The sequence below is a fragment of the Gordonia rubripertincta genome (genome assembly GCF_038024875.1).
Taxonomy (GTDB): domain Bacteria; phylum Actinomycetota; class Actinomycetes; order Mycobacteriales; family Mycobacteriaceae; genus Gordonia; species Gordonia rubripertincta.
Window position 1 is genome coordinate 5,156,686 of record NZ_CP136136.1, and the last position, 17,965, is coordinate 5,174,650.

Genomic DNA, 17,965 nt, shown 5'->3' on the forward strand with positions numbered 1-17,965 from the left:
GCGACCCAGTCTGCGCTAGGTGACGACCGTGTACAACACGATCAGGTAGACCGGCACGAGGACGTCGAAGAAGAAGATCGGTCCGGCGTTGCCCGGCTTGAAGTTCCGCCTGGTCACCATCTCTCGGACGTGCCCGACCGCGGCGCCCAGGTAGAACACGGAGAACGCGATGATCGTGGCCAGAGTGAACTCGTCGTCGAACCCCGACGCGATGACACCCAGGACTCCGGTGGCGAGGCTGGCGAGCCCGACCTCCCACTGCCACGGCGTCTTCGACGGCCAGCCGATCGAGTCCGCGATCGGCTCGCCGAAGAACATGTGCCCGCAGCCGGTCATCCAACCCTGCACGCCGATCATCCACAGCACCGAGTTCTCGAGCAGATCCCGGCCGAGGTCGCCTCCCGGTGACAGCGCATCGATCACGGTCATGACGATCGTGCCGACGAGTCCGACGAACGGGACGACGGCTATCGCGGTACGGAGGACGCGGTCGGGCACGGCGCCGGGCCTTCTCACCCCTTCAACTGTTCGGCCAGCGCGGTCAACACGTCCGGGTCCTCGATGGTCGACGGCACCGTGTACTCCTCGTGATCGGCGATCTGGCGCATCGTCTTGCGCAGGATCTTGCCCGACCGCGTCTTCGGCAGAGCCGGGACCACCGTGACATCGCGGAAGGTGGCAACCGCGCCGATCTCGTTGCGTACCTTGGCCACCAGCTCGCTGCGCAGCGTGTCGGCCTCGATGTCGACGCCGGACTTGAGCACCACGTAACCGCTGGGACGCTGCCCCTTGAGGTCGTCGTGGATGCCGATGACCGCGCATTCGGCGACGGCCGGGTGCGAGGCAACGACAGCTTCGATGCTTCCGGTCGAAAGTCGGTGCCCGGCAACGTTGATCACGTCGTCAGATCGGCCGAGGACGAACACGTAACCGTCTTCGTCGACGTAACCGGAGTCGCCGGTCAGGTAGTAGCCGTCGAAGGCGGCCAGATAGGACTTGCGGTAGCGATCCTCGTCGCGCCACAGGCCCGCGAGTGTGCCCGGCGGGAGCGGCAGCTTGATGACGATGCTGCCCTCTTCGCCTGCGGACACCGGCTTGCCCTCCGCGTCGACGACGCTCACGGCATAACCCGGCACCGGCACGGTGGGCGAACCGGCCTTGATCGGCATCGGTTCCAGGCCACGGAGATTCGCCGCGATCGCCCATCCGGTTTCGGTCTGCCACCAGTGGTCGACGACCGGGACGCCGAGGGTGCTCGACGCCCAGGTGAAGGTGTCGGGGTCGAGCCGCTCTCCTGCCGCGAACAGCGTCTGCAGGGTCGACACGTCGTACTTCCCCAGTTCAGCGGCGTTCGGGTCGGCCTTGCGGACGGCGCGGATCGCGGTCGGCGCGGTGAAGAGCGCCTTGACGCCGTGGTCGGCGATGACCCGCCAGAAGGCGCCGGCGTCCGGGGTACCGACCGGCTTGCCCTCGTACATCACGGTCGTCGCACCGACGAGCAGCGGCGCGTAGACGATGTAGGAGTGGCCGACGACCCAGCCGACGTCGGAGGCCGTCCACCACACGTCGCCCGCGGAGATGTCGTAGATGTTCTTCATCGACCAGGTCAGCGCGACGGCATGGCCGCCGTTGTCGCGGACCACGCCCTTGGGCTTTCCGGTGGTGCCGGACGTGTAGAGGATGTAGAGCGGATCCGTCGCGGCAACCGGCACCGGATCGGCGGCCTGCGCGTCGGCCATCGCCGTGTCCCAGTCCAGCCAGCCGTCGTGATCGGCGGCGGAGCCGGCAATCTCGGGACGGTCCTTGACGATGACGGTCCGCGGCGCGTCGGCCGACAGGTCGATCGCCTTGGCGACCATCGGCAGGTACTCGACCGCACGGCCCGGCTCGAGACCGCCGGAGGCGGTGACGATCGCGACCGGTTCGGCGTCGTCGATGCGGGTGGCGAGCTCAGGTGCGGCGAAGCCACCGAAGACCACCGAGTGCACGGCACCGATCCGCGCGCAGGCCAGCATCGCGATGGCGGCCTCCGGAATCATCGGCATGTAGATGACGACGCGATCGCCGGCGGCGATGCCGCGGGCGGCGAGGACGCCCGCGAACCTGGACACCTCGTCCAGTAGTTCGGCGTAGGTGTAGCGGCGGACCTCGCCGACCATCGCCGAGTCCCAGATGAGAGCGGTGCGGTCGCCCTGTCCGGCCGCGACGTGACGGTCGAGGGCGTTGTACGAGGTGTTCAGCTCGCCGCCGGGGAACCAGCGGTAGAACGGGGCGGCCGAGTCGTCGAGGGCGCGGCTGGGCTCGGTGGTCCAGTCGACGGCCTTGGCGGCCTCGAGCCAGAAGCCTTCACGATCGTCGACCGCCTGGGTGAATGCTTCGCTGTACTGGCCCATGACCATCCTTTCGTCCGCGCACTCAGGGGCGCGACACCCTCACGTGCCGCGCCGCCCCTAGAGCGTATCGGTGTGACGCCCGACACCAAATCAGATCCGGTGACCTGCGCCGACCGGTCGCCCGCGCGCGACGAACGGTAGCCGATGGGACTCGTCCAGCTCCTGAGCATCGTCGGTGACATACCTGGACGGCCATTCCCACGGTGCGATGATCGCCCCTGCGTACACAACCGGCGCCCATCGTGGACCAGTACGACGCCTTGCGCTGCCCGACCCGACGTCATGTTCGCTCGATGCGTTCGAATCCGGTCGAAACCCGTCCCCCTCAGCACCATTCGAGGGCACACTGCCCTGGGACACCACTCACGGGGACGAGAACCCCTGACGTTCGCCGCGGTGGCTCGGATCAGTAGAGGATCTTGCGGTAGTTCTTCTCCGAGTACCGTTTCTCCAGCGCGGCCTCGTCGACCTCGGGCAGCACGAGTTTCGTGATCGCTGCGGTCGACGGCAGCACGTCGGGCGTCCAGGTGTCCGGTTTCCACAGGTCCGATCGCATGAATGCCTTGGCGCAGTGGAAGAACACCTCCTCGACGTCGATCTCCACCGAGAGGATCGGGCGTTTGCCCTTGACCACCAGGTCGTCGAAGTAGTTCCCGTCGTCGACGATGCGTGCCGGGCCGTTGATCCGCAGGGTGTCCCCGCGTCCGGGGATCAGGAAGACCGTGCCCGCGTGGGGATTACGGAGGATGTTGAGGTATCCGTCGACCCGATTGTTACCCGGTAGCTCCGCGTCGGCTGCGTCGTGTGGCGCAGAAGGAATGTCCGCGGCGCCGCTCCAGAGGGTCGATTACAGGGCGTTCTCCGGGGGCGGGTTCTCAGTCGGCCAGACTGACCTCGACGCCGTCGGCGAAGCGGTATGGTCCCGCCATCAGCAGTCCGCCGAAGCGCTTGCGCAGCCTCGACATCTCGGCACGGACGGTCACCGTCCGGTCGTCGACACCGAAGAGGTGCGTCGACATCTGCGCGGCGGTGACCCCACTGCGGTGTCGCGCGAGGTAGGTGAGGATGTCGCCGTGGCGGGGCGAACACCGGTGGGTCCAGCCGCCGCTGGTTCCCTCGACGGAGACCTCGACGGACTCTCCCCCGGCTGCGGTCACGACCGTGCGCATGGAGACCCGCGTCGTCGACGCATCCGCGGCGTCGGCGACGCGCACGAGCCAGCCGCCCGGTAGCGCTTCGACGTCGCATTCGCCGAGTGCACCGAAGAAGGATCGGCCAGGTCCGACACCGCGCGGCAACAGCAGCCGCGATCGCGGGGACACCGCGTCGACGGCCGCCACCCAGCCGTCCACGTCGACGGCCAGCGCCGGCCCCGGCGAGCGGGCGAGAATCGGTGCGGCGACTGCACGGAGGCAGTCGAGCCGTCGGTGATGCTGTTCCCGAAGCTGCGACTCCGCCAATCGGGCCACGGCATGGACGAGCGCCAGCGTGGTCGGGTGGATCGTCGCGGCCGGACCGCTGACGTCGACGACGCCCAGCACGTCCCCGGTCCGTGGGTCCTTGATCGGTGCGCCGGTGCACGTCCACGAGTGATGGCTCCGCACGAAGTGCTCGGCAGAGAACACCTGGATGGACTTGCCTGACATCAGGGCGGTGCCGATCGCGTTGGTACCCACCGATCCCTCGGCCCAGTCGGCGCCCTCGATGAACCCAAGCTGATCAGCACGGTTGAGCACCTTCGACGACCCGCTACGCCACAGCACATGACCTCGCGCATCGGCGATGACCAGGATGTTGTCTCCGTCGGCGATGAGGGAGTCCAGATTGCGGGCGAGATCGTCGACGACCTCTACCAGTCCCGACTGGCGCCGTCGCTCTTCGAGCTCCTCGAAGTCCAGGCTCCGATCGACCGCCGTGTCGGCGTCCGGGGAGAGTCCAGCCCGGCGGAGCCGCTGCCAGGAGTCGTCGATGACGGCGCGCGGACGTGCCGGCATCCGCCCACCCGACATCGCCGCGTCATGTACTGCACTCAGGACATGAGCGAACTCGCGTGGATCGTCGCCGGCCTGGACAGCAGGCTCCAGATCGGACACGTGGTCGGAAGTCGTCATCACGATGATTGTGCGTCACGTCACAGACCCGATGCAACGAAGGGTCAGGTCGCAACGGGCTGCAACCCTTGCCGCGATGGGTATCAGAGGCGTCTGCTGTCGTCAGCAAGACTGTGGTCCGCGTCACTATCGACGGCCACCCCGAACTGCTTGAGGAGACATGATGACCCAGACGATGGAGCCGGTGGTCAGCACCGGCCGCACCCCACAGCAGCGCGTCGACGCGTGGCTGGAGGAGTTCGAAGCTGCGCTGGCCGCACTGGATGTCGGACGCGCGACAAGTGCGTTCCTCACCGACAGCTACTGGCGCGATCTCACGGCCTTCACCTGGAACATCAAGACGGTCGAGGGACACGAGCAGATCAGCGACATGCTGACCGCACGGCTCGCCGACACCCGCCCCGCAGGCTTCGCGACGACCGAGACCGCCACCGACGACGGTGACGGCGTGGCATCGGCCTTCCTCTCCTTCGAGACCGCCGTCGGACGCTGTGAGGGACATGTTCGCATCCGCCCGGACGCCGACGGAGTCGACCGCGCGTGGACGCTCCTCACCACCATGCAGGAGCTCAAGGGTTACGAAGAGAACCGCGGCCCCAGCCGCGTGCTCGGTGCCGTACACGGCTCCGATCCCGACACCCGGTCGTGGGCGGAGAAGAAGGCCGACGAGGAGCGCGAGCTAGGACGGACCGCCCAGCCCTACGTCCTCGTCATCGGCGGCGGACAGGGTGGCATCGCGCTGGGAGCACGGCTTCGGCAGCTCGGGGTGCCGTCGATCGTCGTCGACCGTCACGAGCGGCCCGGCGACCAGTGGCGTAAGCGCTACAAGTCGCTGTGCCTGCACGACCCGGTCTGGTACGACCACCTTCCGTACCTGCCCTTCCCGGAGAACTGGCCGGTTTTCGCTCCCAAGGACAAGATCGGCGACTGGCTCGAGTTCTACACCAAGGTCATGGAGGTCCCCTACTGGAGCAAGACCACCTGTCTCTCGGCGAACTACGACGAGGAGCAGGAACGGTGGACCGTCGAACTCGACCGTGACGGCGAACGGCTGACGCTTCACCCGACGCAGCTCGTGCTCGCGACGGGCATGTCCGGTAAGCCCTCGATCCCCGCGGTTCCGGGTCAGGACATCTTCGCCGGCGAGCAGCATCACTCCAGCCAGCATCCGGGTCCAGACGCGTACGCCGGCAAGAAGGTCGTCGTGATCGGGTCGAACAACTCTGCTCACGACATCTGCAAGGCGCTCGTCGACAACGGCGTCGACGCCACGATGGTCCAGCGCTCATCGACCCATATCGTCAAGTCCGATTCACTGCGGTCGATTGCCCTCGGTGGGCTCTACAGCGAGGAGGCCGTCGCCTCCGGGATGACGACCAAGAAGGCCGATCTCACCTTCGCGTCGTTGCCCTACCGGATCATGCACGAGTTCCAGGTGCCCGTGTACAACCAGATCCGCGAGCAGGACAAGGAGTTCTACGACCGCCTGGAGGCCGCCGGCTTCAAGCTCGACTTCGGCGACGACGACTCGGGTCTGTTCATGAAGTACCTACGACGCGGCTCGGGCTACTACATCGACGTCGGTGCCAGCGAGCTCATCGCCAACGGAACCATCAAGCTGGTCCAGGGGCAGCTCGACCACCTGACCGAGAACTCGGTGGTCCTGGCCGACGGCACCGAGCTCGAGGCCGATGTCGTGGTCTACGCAACAGGATTCGGATCGATGAACGGCTGGGCTGCCGACCTGATGGGTCAGGATGTCGCGGATCGCGTCGGCAAGGTCTGGGGACTGGGATCGGACACCACGAAGGACCCGGGCCCGTGGGAGGGCGAACAGCGCAACATGTGGAAGCCGACACAGCAACCGGGCCTCTGGTTCCACGGCGGCAACCTTCATCAGTCCCGCCACTACTCGCTCTACCTGGCTCTCCAGCTGAAGGCCCGGTACGAAGGGCTCGACACCCCGGTCTACGGACTGGCCGAGGTCCATCACCTCAGCTGAGTCCAGGGAGACGACGAATGCCCCGCGACCGGATGGTCGTGGGGCATTCTCATGTGTGGGTGGAAATGCATTGTGGCCCTACACGATTACTCGTGTAGGGCCACAATGGGATGTTGTGTTCGGCGGTGTCCTACTCTCCCACACTGATTAAGGTGCAGTACCATTGGCGCTGGAGGGCTTAGCTTCCGGGTTCGGAATGGGGCCGGGCGTTTCCCCTCCGCTATGGCCGCCGTAACTCTATGAAACAACCAACAAACCGGTCATTTGTTTGTTTGTGTGTTGTCTCAGAAGATGCATAGTGGATGCGAACACACCAAAAAGAGTTGTTTTGGTGATGTTGTGGGTGTTGTTGGTAAGTCCTCGGCCGATTAGTACCAGTCACCTGAACACATTGCTGTGCGTACAGTTCTGGCCTATCAACCCCATGGTCTGTAGGGGGCCTTAACCCCGCAAGGGGGTGAGAAACCTCATCTTGGAACAGGCTTCCCGCTTAGATGCTTTCAGCGGTTATCCCTTCCGAACGTAGCTAACCAGCGGTGCCCCTGGCGGGACAACTGGCACACCAGAGGTTCGTCCGTCCCGGTCCTCTCGTACTAGGGACAGGTTTCCTCAAGTTTCTTACGCGCGCGGCGGATAGAGACCGAACTGTCTCACGACGTTCTAAACCCAGCTCGCGTGCCGCTTTAATGGGCGAACAGCCCAACCCTTGGGACCTACTCCAGCCCCAGGATGCGACGAGCCGACATCGAGGTGCCAAACCATCCCGTCGATATGGACTCTTGGGGAAGATCAGCCTGTTATCCCCGGGGTACCTTTTATCCGTTGAGCGACACCGCTTCCACTTGCCGGTGCCGGATCACTAGTCCCGACTTTCGTCCCTGCTCGACATGTACGTCTCACAGTCAAGCTCCCTTGTGCACTTACACTCAACACCTGATTGCCAACCAGGCTGAGGGAACCTTTGGGCGCCTCCGTTACTTTTTGGGAGGCAACCGCCCCAGTTAAACTACCCACCAGGCACTGTCCCTGAACCCGATCAGGGTCCGAGGTTAGAAGTCCAATACGATCAGAGTGGTATTTCAACAACGACTCCATGAACACTGGCGTGCCCACTTCACAGTCTCCCACCTATCCTACACAAACCGAACCGAACACCAATACCAAGCTATAGTGAAGGTCCCGGGGTCTTTTCGTCCTGCCGCGCGTAACGAGCATCTTTACTCGTACTGCAATTTCGCCGAGTCTGTGGTTGAGACAGCAGAGAAGTCGTTACGCCATTCGTGCAGGTCGGAACTTACCCGACAAGGAATTTCGCTACCTTAGGATGGTTATAGTTACCACCGCCGTTTACTGGGGCTTAAATTCTCAGCTTCACCACCGAAGTGATTAACCGGTCCTCTTAACCTTCCAGCACCGGGCAGGCGTCAGTCCGTATACATCGTCTTACGACTTCGCACGGACCTGTGTTTTTAGTAAACAGTCGCTTCTCTCTGGTCTCTGCGACCCACACCAGCTCAAGGAGTAAATCCCGTCACCAGGATGGGTCCCCCTTCTCCCGAAGTTACGGGGGCATTTTGCCGAGTTCCTTAACCACAGTTCTCTCGATCGCCTTAGTATTCTCTACCTGACCACCTGTGTTGGTTTGGGGTACGGGCCGTGTACCAACTCACTAGAGGCTTTTCTCGGCAGCATAGGATCATGGAATTCACCGCAACGGCTACGCATCACCTCTCAGGCTGCATGTGTTCCGGATTTGCCTAGAACACGCCCTACAGGCTTACACCAGTACAACCACTGACTGGCCCCACTACCTTCCTGCGTCACCCCATCGCTTGCCTACTACCAGCCAAGGTCCCATGCATCACCCCACCCGGCACCCGAAGGTGCTCCTGGGGGATCTGGATGGTTAGTACAACTGATTCAGCATGGGCGCGGATACACGGGTACGGGAATATCAACCCGTTGTCCATCGACTACGCCTGTCGGCCTCGCCTTAGGTCCCGACTCACCCTGGGCGGATTAGCCTGGCCCAGGAACCCTTGGTCATTCGGCGGAAGAGTTTCTCACTCTTCTTTCGCTACTCATGCCTGCATTCTCACTCCCACACCCTCCACCACTAGATCACTCTGTGGCTTCCACGGATGCAGGACGCTCCCCTACCCACCCACACACCTAGCCAATCCCCCATGAGGGAAAGGCGGGCTCTTGTGTGAGTGCCGCGGCTTCGGCGGTGTACTTGAGCCCCGCTACATTGTCGGCGCAGGATCACTTGACCAGTGAGCTATTACGCACTCTTTCAAGGGTGGCTGCTTCTAAGCCAACCTCCTGGTTGTCTTCGCGACCCCACATCCTTTTCCACTTAGTACACGCTTAGGGGCCTTAGCCGGCGATCTGGGCTGTTTCCCTCTCGACTACGAACCTTATCGCCCGCAGTCTCACTGCCACACTCTCACTTACCGGCATTCGGAGTTTGGCTGACGTCAGTAACCCTGTGGGGCCCATCGGCCATCCAGTAGCTCTACCTCCGGTAAGAAACATGTGACGCTGCACCTAAATGCATTTCGGGGAGAACCAGCTATCACGGAGTTTGATTGGCCTTTCACCCCTACCCACAGCTCATCCCCTCCATTTTCAACTGAAGTGGGTTCGGGCCTCCACGACGTCTTACCGTCGCTTCACCCTGGCCATGGGTAGATCACTCCGCTTCGGGTCTAGACCCGGCGACTCTTTCGCCCTATTCAGACTCGCTTTCGCTACGGCTACCCCACACGGGTTAACCTCGCCACCGAGCACTAACTCGCAGGCTCATTCTTCAAAAGGCACGCCATCACCCACAGCCACAAGGACTCACAGGCTCTGACGGATTGTAAGCGTCCGGTTTCAGGTACTATTTCACTCCCCTCCCGGGGTACTTTTCACCTTTCCCTCACGGTACTTGTCCGCTATCGGTCACCAGGAAGTATTCAGGCTTACCGGGTGGTCCCGGCAGATTCACAGCAGATTCCACGAGCCCGCTGCTACTTGGGCACCCATCACGCAAGACCATGTGTTTTCAGCTACCGGACTCTCACCGTCTACGGCAGACCATTCCAGGCCACTTCACCTAACACACGATTTTCTCACTCACGCTTCCACAGGTAGATGGAAGAAGATGAACCCCACAACACCACACACACAACCCCTACCCGGTATCACATGCGCATGGTTTAGCCTCATCCGCTTTCGCTCGCCACTACTCACGGAATCACTTTTGTTTTCTCTTCCTATGGGTACTGAGATGTTTCACTTCCCCACGTTCCCTCCACACCCCCTATACATTCAGAGGTGGGTAACACGACATCACTCGTGCTGGGTTTCCCCATTCGGACACCCTCGGATCACAGCTCGTTTGACAACTCCCCGAGGACTATCGCGGCCTACCACGTCCTTCATCGGCTCCTGGTACCAAGGCATCCACCGAACGCCCTTACACACTTACAACAACACCTACAAACCACCCCCACACCACCAACCAGCCCATCCAAAGATGACCCAACCAGCCGGCAAGGATCGAATGTAGACATCACAAAAACATTTTCTGCTAAATCACAGACCAACGTAAACGTTGATTTGAAATAAAGATGCTCGCATCCACTATGCACTTCTCAAACAACACACACCATGAGATCGTTGGCATCTCCGCACCCCATCACAGGACACCTCAACAACACCGCCAACCACACAGCTAGGTCAGAGCAAACACACACACCCGAAGGCATGCCGCGTGTTCTCTCAGAACCCCGATAGTGTGACGTGAACCCGCCGGCCTCACAGCCAAACGGTAACCCGACCGCGACATCATCTGACATCGCGATCATGTGGGTTTGTCTGATGTTTCACCCTCGAACACACACCCACCGCACGGACATACGCCGGCAGAAATGGGTGATGTTGTGTGCTCCTTAGAAAGGAGGTGATCCAGCCGCACCTTCCGGTACGGCTACCTTGTTACGACTTCGTCCCAATCGCCGATCCCACCTTCGACAGCTCCCTCCACAAGGGTTAGGCCACCGGCTTCGGGTGTTACCGACTTTCATGACGTGACGGGCGGTGTGTACAAGGCCCGGGAACGTATTCACCGCAGCGTTGCTGATCTGCGATTACTAGCGACTCCGACTTCATGGGGTCGAGTTGCAGACCCCAATCCGAACTGAGACTGGCTTTAAGGGATTCGCTCCACCTCACGGTATCGCAGCCCTCTGTACCAGCCATTGTAGCATGTGTGAAGCCCTGGACATAAGGGGCATGATGACTTGACGTCATCCCCACCTTCCTCCGAGTTGACCCCGGCAGTCTCCTGCAAGTCCCCGGCATAACCCGCTGGCAATACAGGACAAGGGTTGCGCTCGTTGCGGGACTTAACCCAACATCTCACGACACGAGCTGACGACAGCCATGCACCACCTGTACACCAACCACAAGGGAACATGTATCTCTACATGCGTCTGGTGTATGTCAAACCCAGGTAAGGTTCTTCGCGTTGCATCGAATTAATCCACATGCTCCGCCGCTTGTGCGGGCCCCCGTCAATTCCTTTGAGTTTTAGCCTTGCGGCCGTACTCCCCAGGCGGGGTACTTAATGCGTTAGCTACGGCACGGAACTCGTGAAATGAGCCCCACACCTAGTACCCACCGTTTACGGCGTGGACTACCAGGGTATCTAATCCTGTTCGCTACCCACGCTTTCGCTCCTCAGCGTCAGTTACTACCCAGAGACCCGCCTTCGCCACCGGTGTTCCTCCTGATATCTGCGCATTTCACCGCTACACCAGGAATTCCAGTCTCCCCTGTAGTACTCAAGTCTGCCCGTATCGCCTGCACGCCTACAATTGAGTTGCAGAATTTCACAGACGACGCGACAAACCGCCTACGAGCTCTTTACGCCCAGTAATTCCGGACAACGCTCGCACCCTACGTATTACCGCGGCTGCTGGCACGTAGTTGGCCGGTGCTTCTTCTCCAGGTACCGTCACTCGCGCTTCGTCCCTGGTGAAAGAGGTTTACAACCCGAAGGCCGTCATCCCTCACGCGGCGTCGCTGCATCAGGCTTGCGCCCATTGTGCAATATTCCCCACTGCTGCCTCCCGTAGGAGTCTGGGCCGTGTCTCAGTCCCAGTGTGGCCGATCACCCTCTCAGGTCGGCTACCCGTCGTCGCCTTGGTAGGCCATTACCCCACCAACAAGCTGATAGGCCGCGGGCCCATCCTGAACCGCAAAAGCTTTCCACCAAACACCATGCGATGTAAGGTCATATCCGGTATTAGACCCAGTTTCCCAGGCTTATCCCAGAGTCCAGGGCAGATCACCCACGTGTTACTCACCCGTTCGCCACTCGAGTACCCAGCAAGCTGGGCCTTTCCGTTCGACTTGCATGTGTTAAGCACGCCGCCAGCGTTCGTCCTGAGCCAGGATCAAACTCTCCATGAAAAAATAGTGAAACAAAAACCAGCACCCACAAGCGCCAGCGTTTCAACACAATCAGGAAAGCAAACCTGACCAATCCAAAACTAGCAAATGTGACACCCCAGACGGGGCCGAGCGCCACACAAAAAACAAACATCCACATCAATAAAGATGCTCGATGCCAAAAAATGGCATCAGACAATTCATCATCACACTATCGAGTTCTCAAAGAACACACACCCACCAGCTACACACCCCCACAAGGGCTCTCACCAGCAGACCAGGTTCAGACTATCCGCGTCACACCCGTCTCCGGGGCAACTCTTCCAGCCTACCAGACCCCCACCACGACCCGCAAACCCGAAGTTCGCGACCCACAACAGAGACCCAGCCACCCCAAACCGCATCCAAGACACAAGGACTCGAACCACAAATTCAGGGGCGGTCAGCAACAAACCCGATCTCCACTCCCCATCACCAGACCCTCTCAGGCCGGCCGGGGCGGCGCCGTGGCGCGCTGACTCGACATAAGTTACGCACGTGGGTCGTCAGCGTCAAATCGCCTGGTCAGAGGGTACGCCCGGGGATCAACATCGAGGTCGGCGCACACACCGAGGGAACAGCGGTCCGTCTTCGAGTGCCTCGCTACGGAATACCGCTCCCAATGTCCGCCCCCAGGGGCCGGCCGACGACGCAACATGGCACCGACATCTGTGCAGGGTGGATTGGATTCCAGGACCGAGTTGCTGGGCAACGGTTCTCACGGCGGTTCTCAGTACAGCCACTCCCCCGGGCGCTCAAGTCTGCTCGTGGCCGGTGAAACACGATCCACTCCGCCAAAAGCAAGAACCCCCGCCCGGGCATCCCGGGCGGGGGTTCTGTGTTGGTAGCGGGGACAGGATTTGAACCTGCGACCTCTGGGTTATGAGCCCAGCGAGCTACCGAGCTGCTCCACCCCGCGTTGGTGAACACAACGTTACACACGCGATTGTCAGCGATGCAAATCGACTCCACAACCGCCCGTGACCAGCACAGATACCTGTGATGGCGGCCACCGACGCGGTACGCGCGAGTCACGACGACGCATCACTCGCCATCGGCCGGCGGCGATCGTTGTGAGCTGGGTCACTCTCGGGCGTAGACTCGGCGCTACCCGAACCGGGCCGACCCACCACCGAGGAGGGAACCATGTCCACCCACTTCCACCATGAGAGCCACGGCAACCACCCGCTCAGTTTCGTCGGTTTCCTACTCACACTCGGCGGTTTCTTGTCGGCCGCACTGTGGCTGGTCCACATGGCTGCCGGCAACACGGGCCTTGCAGTTCTCTTCGCGCTGGTCATGCTCGCCGCGTTCACTTGCGCGATCTCGATCTTCTACACGATCGGCCACCGGTATCACCACAGCCCGGTCCTGCCGGACAACACAGATGCAGAAACCGAGCGCTACATCCGCAAGTATCGCGGAGCCGGGCGTACCGCCCACTGAAGCGCTCGGTTTCTCGTTGACGCCGGTCGATGCACCCTGATCCCAGGGCGCATCGACCAGGCTCTGTCCGGCCTAGTTCTGCTCGGGCAGTGATTCGTACTGTGCGACAGCCTTGTTCAGCTGATCGAGGGCCTGACCGTAACCGGCGAAGTCGCCCTTGGTCTGCGCATCGCGCAGCGCGCCGAGGGCATCCCCGATCGCCTTCACCGCGGCGTCGCGTTCGGGTGTTCCGCCCTGCGGCGGCGTCGGCAGCTGCGGGTTCGTCGTGCCACCCTGCTGCTCGGACTGGTCCGGCTCGTTCTCGGACTGCTGCTCGCCGGGAACCACACCGGCGGCCGGCGTGATCCCGACCTGGCGCAGCGCCTCGGCTGTCGTCGGCGCGTAACCGATCCGGGCCTCACGCTCCTTCGGCTCGTAGCGGGTGATCACCCGGAAGAGCCGCGGGAAGGCTTCTTCGCCCTGGGCCTGTGCGTACATCGGAACCACGTAGAGGATTCCGTTGTCGCCGACCGGCAGCGTCAGCAGGTTACCGAACGTCACCTTGGCCGTGTTCTCGAGAGCCTTCAGCGATTCGGCGACTCGACCATCGGTCTTCATCGGGTTGAAGGCCTGCTTCGGTCCCGACCGCTGGCTGTTGCTCGGGAGCTCCTTGACGGTGATCTGCCCGTAGTTCGACGGGTCCGACGAGACGGTGATGTAGGCACCGAGGATCGGCCGGTTGAGTCGGGTGAGCACAGAGGTGAGCTGGAACGATGCCTGCTTGCTCTCCGGATCCGAGGCCACGAAGTAGTACGGCGGCTGATCGAGTCCGCGCTGTTCTGCGTCGGGGCTCGTCGGATCGGAGGGCACCGACCAGAAATCGTTCGCCTGGAAGAACGTCCCCGGGGTGTCGACGTGGTAGCGCGTCAGGAGCGCCCGCTGGATCTTGAACAGATCTTCCGGGTATCGGACGTGCTCGCGCAGCGAGGTCTGCTTGTCGAACTCGGCACGCGAGGCGACGGAATCCGGGAACACCTTCATCCAGGTCTTGAGGACAGGGTCCTCGGTGTCGACCTCGTACAGCTGGACCTCACCGGTGTAGGCGTCGACCGTGGCCTTCACCGAGTTGCGAACGTACGACACGGTCTTGTTGACCTGCGTGCGTCCGGTCTGCCCGGGGTTGAGGTCCTGGGCGTCGGCGGTCGCGCTCTGCAGCGACATCGGCTGCGAGTACGGGAAGTTGTCGAGGGTGGTGTACCCGTCGACGATCCACTTGATCGAGCCGTCCTCCATGACCGCGGGATAGGTCTTGGAGTCGACGGTCAGCCACGGCGCGACCTGCTTGACGCGGTCCCGCGGATCGCGGTTGTAGATGATCTTCGACGCCGAGGTGATCTCCCCCGACAGCAGGAAGTTGCGCTCCGCGTACTTGCCCGCATAGAGCAGGCGGCTGAACCAGTTGCTCAGCGGGACGCCCGCCGGGCCCTGGTAGGTGTACTTGGCGTCGCCCATGTCGTGCTCGCGGGGCTCGCCGCCCTCGGAACCGACGATCGCGTAGTCGGGATCGATCTTGGCGAGCAGCTCACCGAAGTAGATGCGCGGCTGCGTCACCTTGATCGGGGCATCCCGCTTGTACTGCTCGGTCTGGTAGTTCGTGGTGTCGCTGACGTAGTAGAACGGGTCACCGCCACCGTCGATGTCGTTCTCGTCGACCGACTCGTTGACCCGGTTCGCCGGCGCGGCGACGAAGCCGTTGCCATGCGTGTAGACGAGGTGCTTGTTCAACCAGTTCTGCTGGTTCTCGAGGTAGCGGCTCGGGTCGAGCTCACGCACCGCGACGACGAAGTCGCGGAGTTCGCCGTCGATCTTGTAGCGGTCGACCGCGAGCTGGGTCGGGAAGCCGTAGAAGTTCTGGCGCTGCTGCTGCTGGATGAACGTCGGCGAGACCACGTTCGGGTCGAGGATGCGCACGTTCGACAGCGTCGGGAGGTCGCTGTTGACGAGAGCAGGGGTCGCCGGCTGGGCCGTCCAGTCCTTCTGCGTGATCACCTTGTCCGGCCCGATGCCGTAGGCCTCCCGCGTGGAGTTGATGGCCCGCTGGATGTACTCGGCCTCCTTCTGCGCAGCGTTCGGCTTCACCGAGAACTGCTCCATGGTGAGAGGCCAGCCCACGCCGATCAGCAGTGCCGAGAACAGCATCAGCACCGTCGCGAGTGCTGGGATGCGCAGGTCGCGCAGCACGACCGCGGCGAAGAAGGCGACGGCACAGATGATCGCGATCGCCATCAGGATGAGTTTGGACGGCAGGACCGCGTTGATGTCGGTGTAGCTGGCACCCGGGAAGATCTCGGACTTCCGCGAACTCGACAGCAGGTTGTACCGGTCGAGCCAGTACGCCGCGGCCTTGAGCAACAGGAAGGTTCCGGCCAGGACCGCGAGCTGGATGCGGGCGGCCATGGTGACCGATCCCCCGCCCTGGCCGAGTCGGATGCCGCCGAAGATGTAGTGGGTGACCAGGTTGGCCAGGAAGGCCACGACGACCACGACGAACAACAGGTTCAGCACGAACCGGTAGAACGGCAGGTCGAAGGCGTAGAAGCCGATGTCGAGATTGAACTGCGGGTCCTTCTGACCGAACGAGGTCCCGTGCAGGAACATCTGGACCGTGGCCCAGGAACCCTGTGCGACGAGACCGGCGAGTGCGCCGATGATCAGTGCCGGCAGCACCGCGAACCAGCGGACCTTGGTCATGATGGCGGTCCGGTAGCGCGCGAGCGGGTCGTTGGGTCCCGCAGTCGGCACGAAGACCGGCCGGGACCGGTACGCGAGGGCGACCGCGCCGAAGACGATCAGGCCGACCACCAGCGTCGTGGCCAGGAAGAGGATGACGCGGGTCCAGACGACCGTGCTGAACACGCTCGAGTACCCGACGTCGCGGAACCACAGCCAGTCGGTGGCAAGACCGACCAGTCGTGGTCCGATGAGCAAGAGCACCAGCACGGCGACACCGAGTCCGATGACGATCTTGCTCCTGCGTGACAGTGTCGGCATTCCCGCCGGCCCTCGGACGCCCACCAGACCCACTCTCCAAAGCTCTCAATCCGGACAACGCCCTGCGTGACGAGCAAGCCCGGGCGTGGTGCCCACTGTACTGGCACCACCCGGGTGCTGATCGCACTCGGGCGTCGGGACAACGATCCGGGATCGGTCCGGGTTCCCCCGGGATCGTCGACGACGGCCTCGTCGGGGCAAGATGGGCGTGTGCCCGACTCCACGACACCCCCGACGACGCCCCGCGGCTTCTCCACCGATGAGCTCGGGAGCGCGTTGAGCGAGATCCTCGACCACGTAGACGCCGCGGGCTGGGGCCAGACGCCGGCGGTGTTCGCCCTCGTTCCGACCGAGGTCCTGGCGGAGCAGGCACCGGACGTACTCGGCGACGACGCCGACTCGCCCCTGACCCCGATCGAGCAGGAGTGCCCCGACCTCGACGCCTTTCTGGCGTCGGCGATCTGGCCCGACGCCGTCGTCGGCGCCGCAGTGGCCATCGAGATCGTGGTCGCTCCCCCCGCTCCCGGCGGCGACGGCACACCGCGTTACGTCGCGGACGGAACCGATTCGGCCGCAAGCAATTCCGATGGCGCGTCGAAGCCGGCGCGTCTGGTGGCGGGTGTGCTGCGGGGCGGCCAGGACCTCGCCATCATGCGGTTACGTCATCAGTCGGGCGAGGAGATCGAGACCCTCACGCACCCGCAGCTCGGGACCGAGCTGCGTGTGGCGCTCGCCGGCACCTTCACACCCGACGAACCCGGGGCCTGAACCGCAGGCACGAGAACCACCGGTCAACAGGTCGGGGCCGGGCGTCCTTCGCCGATGGCGTCGAGCGCGTCGACCGCGCCGTCGAGCGTCTCGACCTTCACCAGCTCGAGGCCGTCGGGACGGTCGGACACGGCCTCCGCACAGTTGCGGGCCGGGACCAGGAACACCGTGGCACCGGCGTCGTGCGCCGCCCGGGTCTTGTGGGTGATGCCCCCGATCGGCCCGACGTCCCCGTCGGCGGTGATGGTGCCGGTTCCCGCGATGAACTTGCCGTGGGTGAGCTCGCCCGGGCTCAACTGGTCGATGACCGACAGCGCCAGCATCATGCCGGCCGACGGCCCGCCGATGTCACCGACGGTGTAGGCAACCTTCAGCGACGGGTCGGCGTTGGCGACCTCGGCCGCGACACCGAGGAATCCGGACTTCGCGTCGTCGGGATGCGGGGCGAGCGTGACGGTCACGGTCTGTGGGGTGCCCTGCCGCACGATCTCCATCGGCAGCACCGTGCCCGGCGGGTTCTTCGACACGACGTCGCGCAGTTCCTTGCTCGTCTCGACCTCGACTCCCCCGGCCCGGTTGACCACGTCACCGGCCTGGAGGACACCGGCCGCCGGGCCCTCGGCGCCGACGCCGGCAATCCGCAGGACCGTGGGACGGTCGAGGAAACGCAGCGCCGCGACGGTGGCGTTCTCCTCCGAACCGGTCATCTGCTGGGCGTTCTCCTCCTGAAC

Annotated in this window: 8 protein-coding genes, 1 tRNA gene, 3 rRNA genes and 1 pseudogene; 3 read left to right on the forward strand and 10 right to left on the reverse strand. The window is 63.1% G+C overall.

What is annotated here, in order from left to right; genetic code table 11:
• Positions 1-15: 15 nt before the first annotated feature.
• From RVF83_RS23610 to RVF83_RS23625, 4 genes and pseudogenes are all read right to left on the reverse strand, one after another.
• Positions 16-498: a DUF6790 family protein gene (locus RVF83_RS23610; RefSeq protein WP_005198426.1), complete on the reverse strand. Its 483-nt coding sequence runs from the start codon at positions 496-498 to the stop codon at positions 16-18.
• Between the two features lie 14 nt (positions 499-512).
• Positions 513-2,393 carry a propionyl-CoA synthetase gene (locus RVF83_RS23615; protein WP_005198425.1) on the reverse strand — a complete coding sequence of 627 codons (1,881 nt, stop codon included), beginning with the start codon at positions 2,391-2,393 and terminating at the stop codon, positions 513-515.
• 406 nt (positions 2,394-2,799) lie between these two features.
• Positions 2,800-3,180 (reverse strand): annotated as a pseudogene (locus tag RVF83_RS23620) (pyridoxamine 5'-phosphate oxidase family protein); the annotation flags it as partial.
• 88 nt (positions 3,181-3,268) lie between these two features.
• Positions 3,269-4,504, reverse strand: coding sequence for a helix-turn-helix domain-containing protein (locus tag RVF83_RS23625; RefSeq protein WP_039880405.1), 1,236 nt, complete (start codon positions 4,502-4,504; stop codon positions 3,269-3,271).
• Between the two features lie 163 nt (positions 4,505-4,667).
• Between RVF83_RS23625 and RVF83_RS23630 the strand changes: the two genes are divergently transcribed.
• Positions 4,668-6,506, forward strand: a complete 1,839-nt coding sequence (locus RVF83_RS23630) for a flavin-containing monooxygenase (protein WP_005198422.1) — start codon at positions 4,668-4,670, stop codon at positions 6,504-6,506.
• 117 nt (positions 6,507-6,623) lie between these two features.
• On the opposite strand, the gene rrf is transcribed toward RVF83_RS23630, so the two are convergent.
• The 4 genes from rrf to RVF83_RS23650 all read right to left on the reverse strand — a co-directional run bounded on the left by rrf (position 6,624) and on the right by RVF83_RS23650 (position 12,909).
• A 5S ribosomal RNA gene (rrf, locus tag RVF83_RS23635) occupies positions 6,624-6,740 on the reverse strand.
• Positions 6,741-6,854: 114 nt separating this feature from the next.
• Positions 6,855-9,986 (reverse strand): 23S ribosomal RNA (locus tag RVF83_RS23640).
• 465 nt (positions 9,987-10,451) lie between these two features.
• Positions 10,452-11,972: ribosomal RNA gene (locus tag RVF83_RS23645) — 16S ribosomal RNA — on the reverse strand.
• The 16S, 23S and 5S rRNA genes sit together here, the layout of an rRNA operon.
• Positions 11,973-12,832: 860 nt before the next feature.
• Positions 12,833-12,909 (reverse strand) — tRNA-Met (locus tag RVF83_RS23650).
• Between the two features lie 227 nt (positions 12,910-13,136).
• Between RVF83_RS23650 and RVF83_RS23655 the strand changes: the two genes are divergently transcribed.
• Complete coding sequence (locus RVF83_RS23655) at positions 13,137-13,436, forward strand: hypothetical protein (RefSeq protein ID WP_005199605.1); 300 nt, start codon at positions 13,137-13,139, stop codon at positions 13,434-13,436.
• A 72-nt stretch (positions 13,437-13,508) separates the two neighbouring features.
• On the opposite strand, the gene RVF83_RS23660 is transcribed toward RVF83_RS23655, so the two are convergent.
• On the reverse strand, positions 13,509-16,466 hold the full coding sequence (locus RVF83_RS23660) for a UPF0182 family protein (RefSeq protein ID WP_210735923.1): 2,958 nt from the start codon (positions 16,464-16,466) through the stop codon (positions 13,509-13,511).
• 210 nt (positions 16,467-16,676) lie between these two features.
• Here RVF83_RS23660 and RVF83_RS23665 point away from each other — a divergent pair, with 210 nt between their 5' ends.
• The gene (locus RVF83_RS23665; protein WP_005199603.1) at positions 16,677-17,234 is read left to right on the forward strand and encodes a PPA1309 family protein; all 558 of its coding nucleotides are present in this window, start codon (positions 16,677-16,679) and stop codon (positions 17,232-17,234) included.
• Positions 17,235-17,257: 23 nt separating this feature from the next.
• Here the strand turns inward: RVF83_RS23665 and RVF83_RS23670 are convergent.
• Positions 17,258-17,965 (reverse strand): YlbL family protein (locus RVF83_RS23670; RefSeq protein ID WP_341261977.1); only part of this gene is annotated, 708 nt, incomplete at its 5' end.

What these genes read in the sequence shown, in the direction of transcription:
- RVF83_RS23615 (WP_005198425.1), bottom strand. Translation starts at nt 2,393, where the DNA reads ATGGGCCAGTACAGCGAAGCATTCACCCAGGCGGTCGACGATCGTGAA.
- RVF83_RS23625 (WP_039880405.1), bottom strand. Translation starts at nt 4,504, where the DNA reads ATGACGACTTCCGACCACGTGTCCGATCTGGAGCCTGCTGTCCAGGCC.
- RVF83_RS23630 (WP_005198422.1), top strand. Translation starts at nt 4,668, where the DNA reads ATGACCCAGACGATGGAGCCGGTGGTCAGCACCGGCCGCACCCCACAG.
- RVF83_RS23655 (WP_005199605.1), top strand. Translation starts at nt 13,137, where the DNA reads ATGTCCACCCACTTCCACCATGAGAGCCACGGCAACCACCCGCTCAGT.
- RVF83_RS23660 (WP_210735923.1), bottom strand. Translation starts at nt 16,466, where the DNA reads ATGCCGACACTGTCACGCAGGAGCAAGATCGTCATCGGACTCGGTGTC.